This window comes from Spirosoma aerophilum, from assembly GCF_054782495.1.
The window spans coordinates 12,550-32,210 of the sequence record NZ_BAAGSJ010000013.1; the positions used below are offsets into that span (position 1 = coordinate 12,550).

The 19,661-nt window shown below is 49.8% G+C and carries 17 protein-coding genes and 1 pseudogene; 13 read left to right on the forward strand and 5 right to left on the reverse strand.

The window, feature by feature from the left end:
• Positions 1-228 precede the first annotated feature (228 nt).
• From ACYVK4_RS11620 to ACYVK4_RS11630, 3 genes are all read left to right on the forward strand, one after another.
• Positions 229-2,295: a sialate O-acetylesterase gene (locus ACYVK4_RS11620; RefSeq protein WP_461127680.1), complete on the forward strand. Its 2,067-nt coding sequence runs from the start codon at positions 229-231 to the stop codon at positions 2,293-2,295.
• Between the two features lie 76 nt (positions 2,296-2,371).
• On the forward strand, positions 2,372-3,904 hold the full coding sequence (gene guaA / locus ACYVK4_RS11625; RefSeq protein WP_461127681.1) for a glutamine-hydrolyzing GMP synthase: 1,533 nt from the start codon (positions 2,372-2,374) through the stop codon (positions 3,902-3,904).
• A gap of 172 nt (positions 3,905-4,076) precedes the next feature.
• The gene (locus tag ACYVK4_RS11630; protein WP_461127682.1) at positions 4,077-4,610 is read left to right on the forward strand and encodes a DUF2911 domain-containing protein; all 534 of its coding nucleotides are present in this window, start codon (positions 4,077-4,079) and stop codon (positions 4,608-4,610) included.
• Positions 4,611-4,715: 105 nt separating this feature from the next.
• Here ACYVK4_RS11630 and ACYVK4_RS11635 read toward each other — a convergent pair whose 3' ends face one another.
• The 4 genes from ACYVK4_RS11635 to ACYVK4_RS11650 form a co-directional block, all read right to left on the reverse strand.
• Positions 4,716-5,078: a YtxH domain-containing protein gene (locus ACYVK4_RS11635; RefSeq protein ID WP_461127683.1), complete on the reverse strand. Its 363-nt coding sequence runs from the start codon at positions 5,076-5,078 to the stop codon at positions 4,716-4,718.
• Positions 5,079-5,326: 248 nt separating this feature from the next.
• The gene (gene glmM, locus ACYVK4_RS11640) at positions 5,327-6,739 is read right to left on the reverse strand and encodes a phosphoglucosamine mutase (RefSeq protein ID WP_461127684.1); all 1,413 of its coding nucleotides are present in this window, start codon (positions 6,737-6,739) and stop codon (positions 5,327-5,329) included.
• Between the two features lie 103 nt (positions 6,740-6,842).
• Positions 6,843-7,673 (reverse strand): transglutaminase family protein, encoded by an 831-nt coding sequence (locus ACYVK4_RS11645; RefSeq protein WP_461127685.1) that lies wholly within the window; start codon positions 7,671-7,673, stop codon positions 6,843-6,845.
• A 105-nt stretch (positions 7,674-7,778) separates the two neighbouring features.
• Entirely contained in the window at positions 7,779-8,522 is a 744-nt protein-coding gene (locus ACYVK4_RS11650) for a peptidase (protein WP_461127686.1), read from the reverse strand.
• 396 nt (positions 8,523-8,918) lie between these two features.
• On the opposite strand from ACYVK4_RS11650, the gene ACYVK4_RS11655 reads away from it, so the two are divergent.
• Together ACYVK4_RS11655 and ACYVK4_RS11660 are read left to right on the forward strand one after the other, a co-directional pair.
• Positions 8,919-9,413, forward strand: a complete 495-nt coding sequence (locus ACYVK4_RS11655; RefSeq protein ID WP_461127687.1) for a hypothetical protein — start codon at positions 8,919-8,921, stop codon at positions 9,411-9,413.
• 175 nt (positions 9,414-9,588) lie between these two features.
• Positions 9,589-11,928 (forward strand): T9SS type A sorting domain-containing protein, encoded by a 2,340-nt coding sequence (locus ACYVK4_RS11660; protein WP_461127688.1) that lies wholly within the window; start codon positions 9,589-9,591, stop codon positions 11,926-11,928.
• A gap of 99 nt (positions 11,929-12,027) precedes the next feature.
• Here the strand turns inward: ACYVK4_RS11660 and ACYVK4_RS11665 are convergent, their stop codons facing one another.
• Positions 12,028-14,472: a prolyl oligopeptidase family serine peptidase gene (locus ACYVK4_RS11665; protein ID WP_461127689.1), complete on the reverse strand. Its 2,445-nt coding sequence runs from the start codon at positions 14,470-14,472 to the stop codon at positions 12,028-12,030.
• A gap of 72 nt (positions 14,473-14,544) precedes the next feature.
• Between ACYVK4_RS11665 and ACYVK4_RS11670 the strand changes: the two genes are divergently transcribed.
• From ACYVK4_RS11670 to mtgA, 8 genes and pseudogenes are all read left to right on the forward strand, one after another.
• Entirely contained in the window at positions 14,545-14,685 is a 141-nt protein-coding gene (locus tag ACYVK4_RS11670) for a hypothetical protein (RefSeq protein WP_461127690.1), read from the forward strand.
• A pseudogene (locus ACYVK4_RS11675) lies at positions 14,670-14,735 on the forward strand (hypothetical protein); the annotation flags it as partial. The gene ACYVK4_RS11670 and the pseudogene ACYVK4_RS11675, both read left to right, overlap by 16 nt.
• A gap of 252 nt (positions 14,736-14,987) precedes the next feature.
• Positions 14,988-15,275, forward strand: a complete 288-nt coding sequence (locus ACYVK4_RS11680) for a YciI family protein (RefSeq protein ID WP_461127691.1) — start codon at positions 14,988-14,990, stop codon at positions 15,273-15,275.
• Entirely contained in the window at positions 15,268-15,495 is a 228-nt protein-coding gene (locus tag ACYVK4_RS11685; RefSeq protein ID WP_461127692.1) for a hypothetical protein, read from the forward strand. Before ACYVK4_RS11680 ends, ACYVK4_RS11685 begins: the two co-directional genes overlap by 8 nt.
• 32 nt (positions 15,496-15,527) lie before the next feature.
• A complete protein-coding gene (hxpB, locus tag ACYVK4_RS11690) occupies positions 15,528-16,208 on the forward strand; it encodes a hexitol phosphatase HxpB (protein ID WP_461127693.1) in 681 nt (226 codons plus the stop codon).
• 45 nt (positions 16,209-16,253) lie between these two features.
• Positions 16,254-17,075, forward strand: a complete 822-nt coding sequence (locus ACYVK4_RS11695; RefSeq protein WP_461127694.1) for a PhzF family phenazine biosynthesis protein — start codon at positions 16,254-16,256, stop codon at positions 17,073-17,075.
• 417 nt (positions 17,076-17,492) lie between these two features.
• The gene (gene hemW, locus ACYVK4_RS11700) at positions 17,493-18,617 is read left to right on the forward strand and encodes a radical SAM family heme chaperone HemW (protein ID WP_461127695.1); all 1,125 of its coding nucleotides are present in this window, start codon (positions 17,493-17,495) and stop codon (positions 18,615-18,617) included.
• 94 nt (positions 18,618-18,711) lie between these two features.
• The gene (mtgA, locus tag ACYVK4_RS11705) at positions 18,712-19,605 is read left to right on the forward strand and encodes a monofunctional biosynthetic peptidoglycan transglycosylase (RefSeq protein ID WP_461127696.1); all 894 of its coding nucleotides are present in this window, start codon (positions 18,712-18,714) and stop codon (positions 19,603-19,605) included.
• Positions 19,606-19,661 lie beyond the last annotated feature (56 nt).

The following is a 19,661-nucleotide window of genomic DNA, read 5'->3' on the forward strand; positions in this document are numbered from 1 at the left end:
AATGGATAAAAGACAAACTTTGGCCAGCAGTGAGAAAAGGTTTTAATAGAAGCGACATCCTCAAAAGGATAAGTTGAGAAGTTGCTCTCTTTAAACTGTTTAGAGAAAAAAGGACTACAAGTGGTCGTAAAGTAGCGTGTCATTTTAAAGTAACCTATTTGGTCGGTTCTGTCTAAGGAAAATCAATCGAATCCTGTACATTTGCGCTCTATTTTTGACCGTAATCTTGTGAAATTAGTTTTAATTGGATGGCTTGTTTTACTATTTCAGCCTTTTTATGGCTGGGGGCAATCTGTACAGCTCGATAAATGGCCCGCCAAGCTTCAGCTTTATCCCAGAGACGAAACAAATACATGTACTATAGCAATTGCCGGGCGAGTATCCGGCAGCCAGGTAAAAGCTATATCGCTGGTCGTTTTCAGAGATCAGAAGCGCTGTCAGTATGCCAGAGTCTTGCCTGACTCGATAACCGGTCGTTTCACCTTCCAACCAACCATTGCCGCTGAACTGAATCAGTATTCGTTTCAGGTATTTGCCCATCAGGGCTTACCGGGTGATTCTGTCCTGGTTGCGTTCCGTGATAGTATCGTTTGTGGGGATGTTTTTCTGGTTATGGGTCAGTCAAATGCTATTGGACGTTTTGACGACAAGTCACCACCTGATGTGTTTAGCCGTACGTTTGGTGTTAATAACGGTAACCAGAATTATAATGCTGCTGATACGGTCTGGTGCCTGACCAACACAAGCGAAGGATTAAACTGCCTGTGGAGTGTGGAATTACAGCGGTACATCAGAGAGCAGCATAAGATACCAACGGCGGTCATTAATGGGGCCGTTGGCGGAACCGATATTAACAGCCACGCCTATCGGGATGCGAGCCAGCCGGCTTCGCTAAATAACCTCTATGGTCGTTTATTGTATCGAGTAACCAAAGCTGGTGTAGCCAGCCAGGTTAAAGCCATAATTTGGCGGCAGGGAGAAGCCGAAGCGGCCAATGACCCGTCGAATTACGAGAGGGTTTTCCCGCAACTGTATAAAAATTGGAAGAAAGATTACCCCGGCCTCAAAAAGATATATCACTCACAGATCAATCTACTGACGAACAATGTCGTTACAGCGGGGACTTTACGTGATTTCCAGCGTCGGTCAAAAAAGTTATTTCCTGATAACGAGCCCATCGCTACGGTTGGCTTAGCCGGTTACCAGGGCCTGCATTATGATGAAGCGGGTTACCGGCAATTTGGTCTGGAGTTATACCGGCTGGTCGCTGGTGATCTGTATCAATCGGCTGATACCAGTAATATTCGCTCACCGAATATACAGCGAGTCTTTTTCAGCACACCTGAACAGAACGAGATTACCCTCGAGTTCGAGCCTGGTCAGGAAATGAAATGGCCCGCCGATACGATCATCTTGAATCCGGCAACCGGTATTCGATACACACAACGGCTATCAGACTTTTTTTATACGGATTACCCAACGGGCGAAAGCGGTCTTATCAAATCGGTGACCGAACAGAAGAATCGGCTGATCTTAAAACTGACCAAGTCAGTACCTGCCAGTACCCTTACATACCTGCCCTCTTCTTATACAGATAAGGAAGCAGGCTTTTACGTAGGGCCCGTTATCCGTAATCGCAGGGGTATGAGGGCCTTGACTTTTTATAAGGTTCCCATTGCTGCTTCACTACCTACAGCTGCAAATGTATGGGCTGCTTCAAAAGACACAACGGCGATAAGACTCAGCTGGAATTCAAAATCAGATAGTGTTACGCAATGGGTTATTGAACGGGCCGATACCAGTGGTCAATTTAAGTTGATTGCGACTGTACCAGGGAGTGTTAACTCGTTTGAGGATGTGCGAATGGCGAAACCGACCGAAACCCTTGCACTGGGGAAACTGTATGAATACCGGTTGCGGGCTTTGGGCCGACAAGCGGAGTCCATCTATTCCGACATTGTGAAGGCCTCATTACAGCCAATTTTACCTGTAAAAGAAAAGCCGGAACTGGAGTTGGTGAATACGGGATTATTGGTCAACCCGGGTGCATTAGTATTCCCTAACCCAGCCAGTAATCTGGTCAACGTTCGGCTCCCTTTAGACTGGAGTGGCGATGCTGTGTGGTTCAAACTAACAAGCGAAAACGGAACGGTTGTGTTACAGCGTACAAGTCAGATACCCGCCAGTACGCCTTATCTAACCTTTTCAGTGGCCTCCATTCCGACCGGCACGTATATGCTGACAATGCAATACCAATCGAGTCGATTGCAGTGTCGATTATTGATTATGCAGTGAGTATTCCTTGTTAAGCACACTTGATTAGGGCATTTTTAGCAAAAATGCCCTAACTTTGTACTTTAGAGACCTATTCATGGCCACCGAACAGATTCTGATTCTGGATTTTGGTTCGCAGTACACTCAACTCATTGCCCGCCGGGTGCGCGAACTGAACGTTTACTGCGAAATCCATCCATATAATCATCTCCCAACCATTACGCCCGATGTGAAGGGCATCATTCTCTCGGGTAGCCCGTCGTCCGTCCGCGATGCCGACGCGCCCGAAGTTCATCTAGCCGCTTTTCGGCATAAGCTGCCTATTCTGGGCGTTTGCTACGGAGCGCAATTACTGGCTCATACCAGTGGTGGCGAAGTGAAAGCATCCGCTATTCGCGAATATGGCCGGGCTAAGCTTGGTACAGTCGATGGCGAAAATCCATTGATGAAAGGCATCGATCAGCACTCACAGGTATGGATGTCGCATGCCGATACCATCACGAGTGTTCCCGAAAACTTCAGCATTATCGCGTCGACGGATACCGTTCACGTAGCGGCTTTTCAGGTTGATAATGAACCCACGTTTGGGATTCAGTTTCACCCCGAAGTGACGCACTCGCTGCAGGGCAAAATGCTGCTTCAAAACTTCATCGTCGATATTTGTGGTTGTTCGCAAAACTGGACCGCCGAGGCTTTTGCCGAAACGACCGTTGCCAACCTGAAAGCCCAACTCGGCGATGATAAAGTGGTGCTGGGACTATCGGGCGGGGTCGATTCGTCGGTAGCTGCGATGCTGATTCATCAGGCGATCGGCAAGAACCTATACTGTATTTTTGTGGACAACGGCGTTCTTCGAAAAGATGAGTTTTCGGGTGTGCTGGAGTCCTACAAAACGCTGGGGCTGAACGTGAAGGGTGTCGATGCCAAAGATCAGTTCTATGCAGCCCTCGCCGGGTTAAGCGATCCGGAGGCCAAGCGCAAAGCGATCGGACGGACGTTTATTGAGGTGTTTGACCACGAGGCTCATCTGATCGAAGGCGTGTCGTGGTTGGGGCAGGGGACCATTTATCCGGATATTATTGAGTCTGTTTCGGTAAAAGGCCCTTCAGCAACGATCAAGTCGCACCATAACGTAGGCGGTCTTCCCGACTTTATGAAACTGAAAGTGGTGGAGCCGCTTAATACACTGTTTAAAGATGAAGTGCGTGCTGTCGGCCGAACTTTAGGGCTGCCCGAAGCAATTCTGGGTCGGCACCCGTTCCCCGGTCCGGGTCTGGCTATTCGTATTCTGGGCGATGTAACCGCCGAAAAAGTAGACATTCTTCAGCAGGTTGACGCCCTGTTCATCAATGGCTTAAAGCGCGAAGGTCTATACGATAAAGTATGGCAGGCCGGCGCTATGCTGCTGCCGGTGCAATCGGTTGGCGTAATGGGCGACGAACGTACCTACGAACGGGTAGTTGCGCTGCGCGCGGTAACGAGTGTGGACGGAATGACCGCAGACTGGGCACATTTGCCGTATGAGTTTCTGGCCGATATATCGAACGAAATAATTAACCGCGTCAAAGGGGTTAACCGCGTGGTGTACGATATCTCGTCGAAGCCACCCGCAACGATCGAGTGGGAGTAAGCGCGAACAAGGTGCTTATTTATTATGGTTTTAAGACGACAAAACGCCCGGTACTGAACCTCAGACCGGGCGTTTTTGATGCGCGGGGTAATCACAAATAAACCGGATCCCCCGTTACTGTTTTGATTTCCTAATGCTTACTTTTATTATCAGTACCTAACTGTTTTAACAAATGAGCATAACGCATACCAATCGAGTGATAACATTGACACTGGCGGGCGTATTGATAAGTTTGATAAGCCTGGCTCAGGGCGGACAAACTAATCGGCCCAGTCCCCCGGCCATTGCCAGCGGGAAAGTAAAAGAGGCAACGATCTCCATTCATTACGGAAGTCCATCTGTGAAAGGACGGGACGTTTGGGCAGCTACCGGTGCCATTGCCCCTTATGGGAAAATCTGGCGATCGGGTGCCAACGAAGCGACAACGTTTGAAACGGATAAGGCCATTTCGGTAGAAGGGAAGACGCTACCCGCCGGCAAGTATGGTTTCTTTACAATTCCCGACGAAAAAGAATGGACTGTTATTTTCAATAAAGTATCCAGCCAGTGGGGAGCTTTTAAATACGATCCGGCACAGGATGTTCTTCGCGTAACGGCGAAACCCAAAAAGTCGGCTCAAATGAATGAGCGGCTGGTATATGATGTAACGGGTAAGGGCATCGTTCTCCGTTGGGAAAATATCGAACTGCCCATTGCTATAGATTGAGTATCTTTTCTGTTGTTACCTCTGCTACGGTATCAGATATCATAAAAAAGGTGAGCCCTGTTTTTCAACCAGGCTCACCTTTTTTACTGTTTACTTCTGGCTGAACTAGTTCAGTTTGAGTGCGTCTTCAACGGTGTTTACACCCGATTTCGCTGCATCGGCAGCGTCGTCGACTGAATCGTTGTAGTTGGTTTTTGCCCGATCTTTATTCTGGTTATAAGATGATTGGGCTTCATCCTTATACTGATCGAATTTGTTTTCGGCCTGATTAGCGTACTTGTTTGCCGTCGACTGTGCGTTGCCAACTAGTCTATCAACCTGCGATTTTATTTGAGATACGCCTTCTTCCCACTGACTTTGCAGATCGTTGACATTTTGGGTCAGCTTATCGCGGGTTTCTTTGCCGCTGCGGGGTGCTGTTAGATAACCAATAGCCAGACCTGTTAATACTCCTCTTATAAAGCTCATGATCGTGTTAGTTTGAATTTCGTTCTAGGTTTTCACATCTTGTCTAAAAACTATGCCATCTTCACCATTGTTTTATTAATTGACTGACTGGTAAGGTAGTGTACTCCGGTATTTGGTCTTGATGGCTAATAGCCAACTATTTACTGAGTAGTTTATTCTACAGGATAGTGGTTAGAGATGGGCAAAAAAAAGGCCGGTCTCTACAAACCGGCCCGAATAAAGAAGGCTTTATCAAACTGAAGAAAGACCTACAACTGACGGTTTTCGGCCAGTACTTCCCGAATGTCGTTGATAATCTTGCCCGCCAGATGGTCAGCGGTAGCGAGTGTATCGGACTCCGAATAAATGCGGATGATCGGTTCCGTGTTGGATCTACGCAGATGAACCCACTCTTTATCAAACTCGATTTTAACGCCGTCGATGGTATTGATAGGGTTCCTGGCGTATTTCGCCTGAATCCGATCCAATACGGCATCGACATCGATGTCGGGGGTCAGTTCTATTTTATTCTTTGAGATGTAATAGTTAGGGTATGTCCGGCGAAGCATGGATGCCGATTTGCCCGATTTAGCCAGATGGGTCAGGAAAAGGGCGATACCGACCAGCGCATCTCGGCCATGGTGCAGATCCGGGTAAATGATGCCGCCGTTGCCTTCACCGCCGATAACAGCCCCTTTTTCTTTCATCATCTCAACCACATTGACCTCCCCAACGGCCGACGCAAAATGCTGACCGCCGTACTTCCGGGTAACATCCCGAAGGGCAACCGTACTCGACATATTAGAGATGGTGTTGCCCGCATTGCCTTCAGGTCCGTTCTTCAAGACATAATCGGCTACGGCAACAAGCGTGTATTCTTCACCAAAAGCCGAGCCGTCCTCGCAAATGAGCGCCAGACGATCCACATCAGGATCAACAACAATACCCAGGTCGGCATTGCCTTTTTCCATCTCTTTAATGATGTCGCGCAGGTTTTCGGGCAGTGGTTCCGGATTGTGCGCAAAGTTGCCCGTTGGCTCGCAGTGCAATTTGGTGATGTGCTCGACCCCGAGCGCTTCCAGCAGCATGGGAACGGCAATGCCGCCCGTTGAATTTATTGCATCGACTACGACCCGAAAGTTGCGGGTTGCAATGGCCTCCCGATCAACCAGGGGAAGCGCCAGTATTTTGTCGATGTGTTTTTGAAGCCAGGTGTCGTCCGCTTTGTATTTTCCCAGTTTGCGCACCTCGGCAAAGTCGAATGATTCACTTTCGGCAATGTCAAGCACCTCGGCACCGTCCTGAGCGGAAATGAATTCACCCGTTTCATTGAGCAATTTAAGGGCATTCCACTGAATTGGGTTGTGGCTGGCCGTCAGAATGATACCCCCGGCGGCTTCTTCGCCCGTAACCGCCAGTTCAACGGTAGGCGTTGTGGAAAGGCCAAGATCAATTACGTTGAGGCCAAGCCCCTGTAAGGTAGCGGTTACAAGTTTGGACACCATTTCGCCCGACAGGCGACCGTCCCGGCCAATCACAACAGACTGCCGTTCCGGATTGCGCTGCCGAAGCCACTGGCCAAAAGCGGCCGTAAATTTAACTATATCTAAAGGGGTCAGTCCGGTTCCGCTGCGCCCCCCAATTGTTCCCCGAATACCGGAAATAGACTTAATTAATGCCACGTTTTGGGTTGATAAGTAATATTTGATAAGTTACAAAGATAGTCGATAGACGGTCAGCAACGGGTGTTCGTGGAGGGTAAAGTTCAACCAGCAAATAAGTACTTTAGAGAAAGGTAAGTTCAGATCGCAGGGTCGAATTAGCCCGTCCGCGAAAGGTCCCGCTGATGGGTGCCGCCAGTTCGGGTTTGGCGGTCGATGTTAAAAAAATGTGTCGGTTTACCACCAGTGATCCTTCTGTCGGGTCGAAGCCGCGCCAGCCTGCGCCGGGCAGATACACTTCCACCCAGGCATGGAGCTGGTGCTCCTGTTGCGGATTGCCAAACAAATAACCACTCACAAAACGGGCTGCCAGACCCAGGCTTCGGCAAGCGGCCATAAATAAAGTTGTGTAATCCCGGCACGATCCCTTATGCAGTGTCAACGTTTGTTCGGGGGGGAAAGGTGCCCCCACTTCCCGAATCTCGTAGGTAAACTTTCGAATGGCCTGATTCAGTGCAATCAGAAAACCGGTTGTTTTCCAGTTGGCTCCGGCGGCTAGCTCCCGTGCCCAGCGTTCTACCAGATCCGAAACGCCTACTCGTTGCAGGTAAGGCTGAAGCAGATCGTCGATTGGTTTGGGATACCGAAAGGGTACGCGTTTCGTATCGAAGGGAAATAGCACAAAGTCAAACGAATTGAACTCATCGGACTGGAGCTCCATCTCAACCGAAACCCGAAGGTGAGTAGTTGGCCGATTGAAATAGACCATCTGCTGAACATTTCCTTCGACGTCCACATTTCGTACAATTCGTGCCGGTTGCGGATCAATCAAAAGCTCATAATTCAACAAACGCTGGTACGGGTAGGCTCGTGGATACAGATAGAGCGTTTGCGGCCCAAGCGCAACCGGAAAATCGTATGTGTATTCGGATTCGTGCCGAACGTGAAGCTGCATAAGTTGAGAGTTAAGATGTATGATATAGGATGTATGAGGAATTACTGGTATTGCGAAATACCATTTTATTGGCTAGCTCAACAGAATATATCCTACACCTCTACGTCAATCCTGCTTTTTGCTGGAGCGCACCTTCTCAAAAATAGGGTCCATCCAGTAGGTAGGTACTTTGCGAACGGAGTTACCCAGCAGCGCACTCCACTGATGAGAAATTTCGTCCATATCCTCTTTTTCAAGTCGGTATTCGGTCATGTGAAAACTATCCTTTGGGTAGATCACAACATCCAGCGGGTAATCAACATCATTGGCACTCACCCGTGTCGCATCGAAGGCCAGAAAGCCGATTTTCAAAGCATCGGCCATGCTGGATTCGTAAGACAAGTTTCTGAATAACAAAGGCTTGCCGTAACCTGAATTTCCAATTATTTTAAAAGGCGAACCCTGGTCAACCTCCACCCAGTTTCCTTCCGGATACAACATGAACAGCTTATGTTCTTCATCGTCTTCCAACTGGCCGCCAACAATTGCATTCAGATTAAAATTTAAACCGCTGGCAACAATAGATGTTTTGTCTTCCTGAGCTACCCGCTTTACCTGCTCGCCAAATGCGTTAACGGCTTTGTATAATTTGTTGAAGGAACGGTCCTGCTCGGCCAGTACTTCTTTGAAATACGTGATCGCTTTATCGCGAACGGACCGCAGGCCGGATGTCATAATAAACAGCGAGTGATTCTCGACTTCATGAACCGATATTTTTCGATTCGACGACACTTCAGAGCCCGAGGTCAATCGTCTGTCGGCGATGGCAACTAAGCCCGACGCGACTTTAATTCCTAAACAATACGTCATTCTATACAGTGGGAAAAGCGACTGGTAAACCCAACAAATATACAGGATGCCTCCGTTTTTGTTCGAGTCAGGGGGCGGTTTTCTCCAAAATGCTGGCCTTTGGAACGTAAATTCCGAAGGTTAGTGACTTAGGATAAGCGATTATTGGCTTTATTAGGGGAGATAAGCACATTTTGCCATAACGAGCTTTTATTGCCGGAAAGCAGTATTAACTGTTTGTATTAATGTATACTCTAACGTGTTGATGAACATAGTTTTGTAAATCAGCAAAGGGGCATTTAACTGCTTCACAGAGAGGCCGACAGATAGCTTTTTGACGGATAAAGGTTTGTTTTTGGCTGGCGATTGTGTTACTTTGGCAACCAGAAGGTGTTTATTCCCTCTGCCCATTTTACAATGAACTTTGACGACGAAGACGACGACGATAGCTTCATGGATTGGGATGGTTTCGATGAGGACTACGACCCTGAAGAAGCCCGTGCCGAGATGGAAGCCGAAAATCGGCGTATAAAAAATCTGCCAATTTTACGAAAGGCTAACGAATTAATGGAGCTGACGCAAGCTATTGTCGAAACCATTAATAAGGAAGACGATGTGCTGATGATGCATGAGCAGATGCTGGCAAACGCCATGATGCTGGCTCCTAAAATTGTTGGTGCAGAAGGGGGAGATTTATATACGCTCCGGATGGAAAATGCGGTCATTATCAAGATGCACGCGCGTGAACTTCTGGCCCAGACCTCGTATTGCAAAGCCGAAAAGCTGGCCCAAACGGCTTATCTGAACGTATTACGGGAAGAAATAGAGCAATTTCGACTTCTGTTCGTTGAATGGGTGAATAGCTTCGATAAAGACAACGACGCTCCGGATGACTGGGGCCTGTTTTATTGATCAATGAATTTCGTTTAGCGTAAATTTGACGCATGACTACCTGATAACAAGGCCACTCAGCAATTACCTGAGTGGCCTTGTCGATTTAAGCCGTTTTAGATAGCTGACAAGCCAATTTTGGCGGAGCATGATTGGTTCTGTTGACCTACCTTTGCAAGTAACCTAATGTCTGCTTATGCCTCACTATCTACACGCGCTCCTTCAATCGTTACGGCCAACTGGTCAAACCGCCAGTATTTGTTTAGCCCTGCTGGTTGGTATTCTGGTCACTGCACAGGCTGCCCCCAAAATGTCGACGCAGGCCACCCCGACGGTGCTTACCGTATCCGTAAGTTCAGCATCGATATGTTCCGGAACCAGTGCCACCCTCACGGCCGCCGGTTGCCCTGCAACGGGTACTGTTCGATGGTCGGGTACACAAACGGGCGCGTCCATTACAGTGGCACCCGTACAAAGCACAACATACACGGCTATTTGTGAGGTAACCAGTACCTCAGTAGCCACCTCTACGGCCGTAAGTTCAACAGCTACCAGTGCAACCAGCATTGTAACGACCGTTACGACCACCTCTGCAAGAGCTGCAGTTCTGGTGTACACGCCAATTGTTCTGACACCAACGTCATTATCTACCTTATGTAATGGGGGAAAGGATGGCCAGATAAGTATAAACGCCACGGGTGGTGTCGGGAAGCTTCAGTATCAGTTCGGTGATCAGCCTTTTCAGTCAACCAATACGGCATTTGGCAACCTGACGGCAGGAACGTATGCCGTTGCGGTTAAAGATGAAAAAGGATGTACGGTGCAATCGACCAGTACGGTCAGGCAACCCCCTGCCTTGAGTGTGGGTATCACAACCAGCATCCCGAAGTGTGTAGGCGGATCGGATGGTGCCCTGTTTGCGGTAGCCTCGGGTGGTGTAGGCGATTACCGATATATTCTCAACGCAGGCACCCCACAGGTGAGTGGGGCGTTCACAGGCTTAAAAGCCAATACCACGTACATGCTGGCAGTTACTGACAAAAATAGCTGTATCGTCTCTCAGTCGATCCTCATCGGTTCAGTGACTCCGTTTGATATTAAACTGGCCACCAGACCTGCTCGTTGTGCTGGCTCGGCCGATGGGACAGTTACGGTTGCGGCCACCGGTGGCTCAGGGGCTTATCTGTACCAGATTGGGTCCGGGGCCTTTCAAAGCGGCACTTTATTTACAGGGCTGGCTTCCGATACATATGAAGTGACAGTTCAGGATGCCAATGGTTGCCAGGGAAAGCAGACGGTGTCTGTTGGCCAGCCCACCCCTTTACAATTGACCGCCATTACCAAAGCGGTCAATTGTAAAGGAGCAAATAGTGGCTCAATCACCGTTACAGCTTCCGGAGGGACTGGTGCCGTGCAGTACCAGATTACCACCGGTAGCGCCCCGCAGACAAGCCCTACGTTCAGCGGGCTGGCGGTTGGTGACTACACCATTGTCGGGACGGATGCCAATGGCTGCACAAGTCTGGTATCAGTACCTGTTGGGAAAGCAGAGCCCTTGAAAGCGCAGGCTGTTTCCATTGCCGCTACCTGTTGCGTATGCCCTACAGGAGCTGTTCGGTTGATCACAACGGGTGGCACTGGTACAGCCAGGCAGTATCAGATAATTGGGCAGCCTTTTCAGTCCGGTAGTCAGATCAGTGGTCTACGCCCGAATACCTATCGCCTTCGGGTAGTTGACGAAGTAGGTTGTGCCGATTCGACCATTGCCGTAGTTACCGATGGAAACGCTATATCGCTGACGACGGGTACTATAAAAGACGTTACCTGCGTGGGTGGAAAAGACGGTGAAGCAATAGTTCGAATAGCGGGAGGAAAACAACCCTTTACGGTATATTGGGCAACCGAACGCCGGGATACCCTGAAAACGTTTACGGTTTCTCAGACTGGTCTTTCAGAAGGGACCTATACTGTAAGTGTCATTGATAGCAATCGTTGCTCAGCATCAACCCTATTTGTTTCGGTAAAAGCAAAGAGCCCGGTCCCCCCTAAACCAACGGTCACGCAGACCGGTAGTAGCACCCTGCTGGTTGATCAGTCGGCGGGAATACAATGGTATGTCCGACTGGGAAATGATCCGGGGAAGCCTGTTTCCAATGCAACTGAACCAACGTTAGTGCCGTTTCAGAGTGGTCAGTACTATGTTATTGTTACGGTTAATGGTTGCGCGTCGCCCCCGTCAGATGCGGTAAATTTTATACTGACGGCCTTAGCCGAACCCGTTTCCGGCCTTTCGGTTCGGCTGGTACCAAACCCTGTACGTGATCGGTTACGGCTGGAGGTTGAGCAGGTAGAACGGTCGGTGGTTCTGATTCAATTGCTCGATGCCTCCGGGCGAATTGTTTTGACCGGTCAGATACCGGCTTTTACGGGTAAAAAACAGGCCGATTGGCCATTGACCGGTATAACGACGGGTAGTTATTTGTTGAAAGTAAACACCGATTCGCGCCAGTCGATGAGCCGGGTATTCGTGGAGTAAAAAGGGTTGTCACACCGAGAGGCCCGGAGGTTAAAGGCGATACGCAGAATTTTTGTGTATCGCCTTTAACCTCCGGGCCTCTCGGTGTAACAACCCTATCTATAATCGCTCATCAAAGAGCTTCAAGATTCGCTTATATTCATCCATCCAGCTTGTCGGCTCCACAAACCCGTGGTCCTCGACAGGGTAGGGGGCTAGCTCCCAATTCTCTTTTTTGAGTTCGATGAGTCGCTGGGCTAACCGGACGGCGTCCTGAAAATGAACGTTTACATCGACCATGCCGTGGCAAATGAGGAGATGGCCTTTCAGTCCTTCGGCAAAATTTATGGGTGACGAACGACGATAGGCCAGCGAATCGGTTTGGGGTTCGTTCAGGATATTGGCCGTGTACGGATGGTTATAGGCGGCCCAATCGGTTACGGGTCGGAGAGCGGCTCCTGCTTTGAAGACGTCGGGTGTCGTGAACATGGCCATCAGGGTTATAAAGCCACCGTAAGAACCACCATAAATGCCAATCCGCTTGGCGTCAACCCCCTGCGTTTGAACCAGCCATTTAGCCGCGTCGACATGATCTTCTAAATCTTTTCCGCCCATAAACCGATAGATGCCCGTACGCCAGTCGCGGCCATACCCGGCACTTGCCCGGTAATCGATGTCGAGCACCGTATACCCTTTGTCGACCAGCAGATTATGGAACATGTATTCCCGGAAATACTGGCTCCACCATTTGTGGGCGTTCTGTAAGTAACCGGCACCATGTACAAAAACCACTGACTTTCCGTTCGGAGTGGCGGGTTTGTATAACCGGGCGTAAATCAACTGGCCATCCCGGGCCGGAATAGTGACGAGGGAGGGCTCCCGCCAGGGGTAAGCTTTGAAGGCGTCGGAGAGGGAATTTGTCAATTTAATAGCCGTTCCGGTAAGTGCTGTTTTCGCTGTCTTCGCATCGCTGGTGGGCTGGCCAAGATCCGTCACATACAACTCCCACGGCTGGTTGGTTGAAGAGTACCGAATGGCCATCCGGGTTTCATCGGGCGAGAGGGTCACATCATTGGCCCCGGTCATGGTGGTCAGGCGAGTCCGTTCTCCTCCGGTTGTCGACATCCGGTAAAAATGCTGCTCGCCGGGATGAACTTCGTTTGTTTGCAGATAAAAGTATTTTTTATCTTTTGACACCTGCACCTGCTGCACCTCGAACTTACCCGACGTGAGTTGCTTCTTCTCGCCGTTGAGCACATTGACGGTGTAGATGTGCGAGTAACCATCGGCCTCCGATTGAAACCACAGCGTTTGATTATCGCCCAGGAAACCCATGCTGCCCGGCGAGTTGGTCGAGCCAATGCCGGGGCCACCAATCCATGTATCTTCGTGCTGGCGGTCGAGTAGGGATAGCTTCAGCGTTTCGGGCTGAAGCCGCATGATCCAACGATCTTTGTTGTCCAGCGACCGAACCACTACCACACACAATTTGCCGTCCTCCGACCAAACGGGGTTGCTAATGGAAACCGGACGTACTTTTTTGGCTGTATCGGCCTTGGTTGTTTTGGCCGACTGGAGATAAGCAGGCTTGTCTGTGATCCCCGGAATGTCCTTTACCGAAACCGTCCGAACGGTGTCTTTTGCGATGTCATACACATAAAACTCCTGGCTGGCAACGGGAGCGCCTACTTTTGTCCGAGCCGGAATCTCCTCCGTGTAGCCCGATTCGGTTATGTAGTTGGGCACCTGCGCCGTTTTGGCATTGGTGGGGCGTTTGGTGAGTCGGTAGGTGATGAAGCGGCCGTCGGGGCTTAGCGTTGGACCGATAACCGTTTTATCATCCAGGTAAATCTCTTTGGCTCGTTTGGGCTGATCGGCTTTGTTAATGCGCTCGGCTTCGTCCTTTTTTTCTTTCCGTTCTTTCAGTACCGACGACAGGCGAAGCTGGTCCTGTTTCAGAAATTTCTCTTCATCCGTTAGTTTGGCCTCGGCTTTTTTTGTGCCTGCTTTGAAGTCGGTGAGTTGGGTGAGTTCGCCGGTTTTCAGGTCGATGCTGAATAAGTTGGAGCCGCTTCTCCGGAAAATAACCTGCTTTTGATCGCCCGAAAAAACGGGGTCCATTTCCGTTTCGCTGGTATTGGTCAGTTGCCTGACGGCTCCTGATTTCAGATCGAGTAAAAACAGGTCGCCCTGCCGGTCGAATACCCGTTGGGTGTAGGCGACGTTGAAGGCCGAAACCGGGGGCGTGGGCAACGCCCGGCGTTCCGCTGGGCTCACTTTTACGGGTGACGAGGCTGTCAGCGTTTTGGCCCGGCCAGCCCGAACGGGCGTCGTGGTAAATGTGACTTTATAGAGGGAATCCCCAAGGGTACGGTCGGGGTTCCAGCTAAAATAGAGGGTTTTGGAGTCGTCGGACCAGAAGGGATTGGAAGGGGAGGTACCTATCCAGATCTTCGGGTCCTGCATAATAGTTTCGACGGTAAGCGTTGTCGGTTTCGGCGGGGTAGACTGCGCAAAAAGGGATGCACTGATTAACAGCGCGAGCAAAGTAAAGAGACGATGCATTGACGAATGAAGTGAGAGAATGAGCCAAAACCGGAAATTAGGAAGAAAACGCCGAAAGACTTACTTTTCGACATGAAAACGCGCATTAATCCGCCCATCGAACCCATCGTTCGGAAGTTTAATGCAGCTTTACCGGCCCTGTACGGCGACCGGTTGGGCACTATCGTTCCTACGCCCGTGGCGACTACGATGAGGCATCCGACATTGACCTGATGGTTTTATTAAACGATGAACAGGTGGCTCCAGAACAGGTGGATACATAGGCTGAGATTTTTCGTCTGAGTGATTTCACGATGGACTTTATCCTTCGGTATGGCAAGGCTACATCTGTCTGCCGGTACCCGCTAAGCGGTATCAGCAGTCGTTTGATCCGGTTTATCAAAACGCACGTCGAGAGGGTTTAGCTGTATGAAAGAACAGGTCGACCATTGCTTATTTTACCCAAAATCCAGTAAAGTAGTATTGGCTGGACAGGGAAAGATGGTATCTTGCTTAACCAACTTACAATCCATTCGATGAAGTACGTTATACATGCTCACGATCATACCGATGCCGATGCACTCGCCCGGCGTATGACCGCTCGCCCTGATCATTTTGCTTATGTCCGTCAATTAAAAGAAAAGGGACAGTTCATACTGGGCGGGGCGCTCCTCAATCCTGAAGGGACCATGATCGGGTCGATGCTTCTTCTCGAAATGGAAACGGAAGAACAACTTCAGGAGTATCTCAAATCAGACCCGTATATCGTGCAGGGTGTTTGGGATAAAGTGGATGCGAAGCCATTTCGTCAGGCCGATGTATGACCTGTTACGCGACAACGTGCTCGTGAAAAAGAGTACACTTCCTCATCGTTTTTTTTGCCCGCTGGGTGTTGCGCTCCTCCTGATCGGGAGCCTGTCGGCCTGTGGGCAGCCTACAGAAACAAAAACAGTAACCATCCCCGTCGATACGACGGTGGTAGATGATGATACACTGGAAGTCAGCGACACGACCCGTTTTAAACAAACGGAGCATGCCCGTTGATTAAATACGTGTGAACCTAACATGAATTAATTTTGATAAACGCAGCAATATTTGATATGGATGGGCTGCTGGTGGATTCTGAACCCCACTGGCGTGCTATGGAACGAGTTGTATTTGCCACCGTTGGCCTGCACCTAACCGACGATGAGTGTAAACTGACCACCGGGCTGCCAATCCCGGACGTAATTCAATACTGGTATACCCGCGCGAGCTGGACACAGGAGGCCGCGGCCGGTCGTACGCATCAGGATCTGGCCGATGCCATTACCGACGGCGTTCATGAACGAATCGCCAATCTGGCCGAGCCGATGCCCGGTGCCATCGAAGCGCTGCGTTTTTTTGCTGATCGGGGTATTCCAACCGCTATTGCTTCTGCTTCGCCAATGAGCCTGATCGAAGTGGTTGTCGATCGGTTAGGTATTCGGGATTTACTAACGCTCTGGCACTCGGCCACGCTGGAAGCCCGGAATAAACCGGCACCGGACGTTTATTTAGGCACCGCCCGGAAACTCGGTGTGCAGCCCGCTTCCTGTATCACCTTTGAGGACTCCGGAAACGGATTGAAGTCGGCCTACGCAGCTGGTATGCATACGGTAGCGGTACCTGCCGAATTTGAATACAACGATCCGAAATTTGCGATTGCCGACCGCAAAATCCCCTCTTTAACCGCATTTTCATCCGTTATTTTTGATGACTTTCTGGCCAAAGAGTAGTCTATAGTAATTCCTAAACCGTGCCTTGTGCACTCGAAAAAACCTATGAAAATTTACCAACTTGATGCCTTCACCGACAAGTTGTTTGCGGGAAATCCGGCCGCCGTTGTTCCTCTTGATGCGTGGTTGCCGGATGAACAAATGCAGCGGATTGCGGCCGAGAATAATCTCGCCGAAACCGCTTTTTATGTTAAAACCGATCAACAGGATACCTATCATATTCGGTGGTTTACGCCCACGGTAGAGGTAGATCTGTGTGGTCACGCTACGCTGGCTACGGGCTATGTGGTCTTTTACCTGGAAAACGGCCCGTTGGAAACAGAGCATGTTTATTTTAATTCCCGCAGTGGTCCGCTGAAAGTGTGCCGGGGAGAAAACGGCTGGTTAACGCTCGACTTTCCGGCCGACGTGGTGCAAAAAGCCAACGTACAGCCACCAGCTCTGTTGTCGAGTATGAATGAGAAACCGGTGGCTATTTTTAAAGGCAAAACGGACTATTTGCTGGTGTATGAAACGCAGGCGCAAATTGAAGCGCTGACTCCTGATTTTAGGGAAATGAGCAGTGTACCCGCACGGGGCGTTATTGTAACGGCACCGGGTAACGCCGATGGCGATGCCGTCGATTTTGTATCAAGGTTTTTCGGTCCGCAATCCGGTATCGATGAAGACCCGGTAACAGGGTCGGCGCACACGACCCTGGTGCCTTACTGGGCTGATAAGCTTGGCAAAACGGAGCTTACCGCCCGCCAGTTATCAAAACGGGGTGGGTATCTGCGCTGTAAGCTGAATGACAATGGTGAAACCCCGGCTCGGGTAGATATATCCGGACAAGTGCAGTTGTATCTGACCGGAGAGATATTCCATTAAAAATGATAGAAACACGAACTGTACGGATATACCGGATTAAGACAGATTTTAGCCGTACTTACCCGTCTTATCCGTACAACTCGTGTTTCGTTCTAATTTTAATTTGTATTAATTCTAAACAAGTGTAATTTTACATACGTAAACAACGCTTGTGAATGACTATTGACTTTAATAACCAAGAATGTTCGGTTGCCCTGAACAATGCCAAAACGCTCCTGCAAACCAACCCTTTTTTGGGTAATGAGTGCATTTTGAAAAAGTGCTGCAAAAAATATAAAAAGGGGAAACGCTGCAAGAAGTGCCCGGATTGAACGCCCCCATCTTTAGTCTTCCGGATTCTGTTGATCAACTGTTGGCCAGTTGCACAACTTCACCGATTACTGAACCCAACGGACTGCTTTGTTGTCATTAGGATAGATGCATCTCTATCTACATATACCGTTTTGTAAGCAGGCCTGTCATTACTGTGATTTCCATTTCAGCACCAATCTGGAGCAAAAGTCAGCTTTAGTTGATGCGATTTGCCAGGAAATAGTGCTGCAAAAGGACTACCTGCCCAACCAACCGCTGGAAACGATTTATCTGGGCGGAGGCACTCCTTCGTTATTGACTGAACGGGAGCTAGAGGAAATCTTTGCGACGATTCATGCCCATTTCACCGTAACGCCAACGGCTGAAATTACACTCGAAGCTAACCCTGATGACTTACAGCAGGAAAAGCTCCAATTACTTCGCCGGTACGTCAACCGGTTGAGTATTGGTATCCAGACCTTCGATGAAGCGACTTTGCGCTGGATGAATCGGGCGCACTCGGCCTCCGAAGCCGAAACCTGTGTCTTGATGGCACGGGAAGCGGGTTTCAACAATATGAGCGTTGACCTGATCTATGGAATTCCCAACCGGGATAGGATACTATGGCAGCAGGATCTGCAAAAAATTCTGGTCCTCGATGTGCCCCATCTGTCGGCCTATGCGCTGACCATTGAGCCGGATACGGCCTTTGGCCGATGGCAGAAAAAAGGTAAACTACCACCCGCCGATGAGGCTATTGCCGCCGATCAATTTGACGAGTTGGTGCAAACGCTGACCGGAGCCGGTTACGAACATTACGAAATCTCGAATTTTGCTAAACCGGATCAGTATGCCCGTCATAACAGTGCTTATTGGCAACGGCGACCTTACCTGGGCATAGGCCCGAGTGCTCACTCCTATAATGGCCATTCGAGGCAGTATAACCTGGCTAATAACGCTCGTTATACAGCCGCTGTTAAACAGGATGAAATACCCGCCACTATCGAGCTATTAACCGTAGCCGATCAGGTAAATGAATACTTATTAACCGGCCTACGGACAAAATGGGGCTGTTCGCTTACAGAGCTTGACACCTTATTAAGGACTAGTTTCGTTGAGAGACAGGCGCGTGACCTCCGTAAAATGTATGCAACGGGCTGGCTGTCAAGAGAAGGGGATCGACTGCTGCTGACCCAAACCGGTAAGCTTTTTGCCGACCGGGTGGCCGCTACCTTGTTTGTGGAAGAATAGCCGTGTCTCTTTTTTTGAAATTTAGTTGTTAAATCGGAAGAAAAATGTGTTTCCTTCTGATGGACTGTTATTTTCGCAGTATGACAACTCCCCTATGAATCCACAGCGCCCGCAACGTCCAGTCAATACTTTCCGCACGTCACCAGCTCCCACGCCTGTTCCACGACCAAAGGCTGAGAAGTCGTCGACGCAGCGGACGCAACCTGCCGTGCGTAAGCCATCCCCGGACAAAAGGTCGTCGGGCGGGGGAGGAGGTCGTTGGCAGCAGGCGCGTCGGTTCATCCGTGAACGGCCGTTGCTGGAGCGTGTGTACTGGTTTTTGGTGAAAGCTTTTCTGTGGCTTTTCTTCGGCTCTATTGTTTCTGTGATCGTGTTAAAATACGTGCCGGTTTGGGTAACGCCACTGGTTGTTTCGCGCTGGGTGGATACGTTTGGGACTGATGAGAGCAGTCATGTTTACAAAAAATGGCGGCCTTATGAGAAAATTAGCAAGGAAGCTGCGCTGGCCGTCGTTTCGTCGGAAGATCAGGCTTTCCCCACACACTGGGGGTTTGACTTCGACGAGATCCAGGACGCTATAAAAGAAAATCAAACGCGTAAGCGGCCACGCGGAGCCAGTACCATTTCGCAGCAGGTGGCCAAGAACGTATTTCTCTGGAACGGCCGCAGCTACATCCGAAAGGGTCTGGAGGTGTATTTTACCACCCTGATCGAGCTGGTCTGGGGTAAAAAGCGCATACTGGAAGTGTATCTGAATGTGGCCGAAACAGGCCCGATGACGTTTGGTGTAGAGGCTGCCTCGCAGCGCTATTACGGGCACTCGGCTTCATCACTTTCGCGCGATGAAGCCGCTCGCATTGCCGCCGTGCTGCCCAACCCACGGTTGTTTTCGATCAAAAAACCATCAAACTACATCCAGCGCCGAACCCGGCAAATTGCCCGACAGATGCGTTATCTGGGTGGACAGAAGTACATTCGGAATTTGTAAGCGGCTGGCTGTCGTTGATTAATCACATCCGAATAACTCCCAAAACAGCGGTTTGC

Excerpts from the sequence above, each read along its gene's own strand:
- guaA (WP_461127681.1), top strand. The coding sequence starts at position 2,372 with ATGGCCACCGAACAGATTCTGATTCTGGATTTTGGTTCGCAGTACACT.
- ACYVK4_RS11630 (WP_461127682.1), top strand. The coding sequence starts at position 4,077 with ATGAGCATAACGCATACCAATCGAGTGATAACATTGACACTGGCGGGC.
- ACYVK4_RS11635 (WP_461127683.1), bottom strand. The coding sequence starts at position 5,078 with ATGAGCTTTATAAGAGGAGTATTAACAGGTCTGGCTATTGGTTATCTA.
- ACYVK4_RS11645 (WP_461127685.1), bottom strand. The coding sequence starts at position 7,673 with ATGCAGCTTCACGTTCGGCACGAATCCGAATACACATACGATTTTCCG.
- ACYVK4_RS11650 (WP_461127686.1), bottom strand. The coding sequence starts at position 8,522 with ATGACGTATTGTTTAGGAATTAAAGTCGCGTCGGGCTTAGTTGCCATC.
- ACYVK4_RS11655 (WP_461127687.1), top strand. The coding sequence starts at position 8,919 with ATGAACTTTGACGACGAAGACGACGACGATAGCTTCATGGATTGGGAT.
- ACYVK4_RS11660 (WP_461127688.1), top strand. The coding sequence starts at position 9,589 with ATGCCTCACTATCTACACGCGCTCCTTCAATCGTTACGGCCAACTGGT.
- ACYVK4_RS11665 (WP_461127689.1), bottom strand. The coding sequence starts at position 14,472 with ATGCATCGTCTCTTTACTTTGCTCGCGCTGTTAATCAGTGCATCCCTT.
- ACYVK4_RS11670 (WP_461127690.1), top strand. The coding sequence starts at position 14,545 with ATGAAAACGCGCATTAATCCGCCCATCGAACCCATCGTTCGGAAGTTT.
- ACYVK4_RS11680 (WP_461127691.1), top strand. The coding sequence starts at position 14,988 with ATGAAGTACGTTATACATGCTCACGATCATACCGATGCCGATGCACTC.
- ACYVK4_RS11685 (WP_461127692.1), top strand. The coding sequence starts at position 15,268 with ATGTATGACCTGTTACGCGACAACGTGCTCGTGAAAAAGAGTACACTT.
- ACYVK4_RS11695 (WP_461127694.1), top strand. The coding sequence starts at position 16,254 with ATGAAAATTTACCAACTTGATGCCTTCACCGACAAGTTGTTTGCGGGA.
- hemW (WP_461127695.1), top strand. The coding sequence starts at position 17,493 with ATGCATCTCTATCTACATATACCGTTTTGTAAGCAGGCCTGTCATTAC.
- mtgA (WP_461127696.1), top strand. The coding sequence starts at position 18,712 with ATGAATCCACAGCGCCCGCAACGTCCAGTCAATACTTTCCGCACGTCA.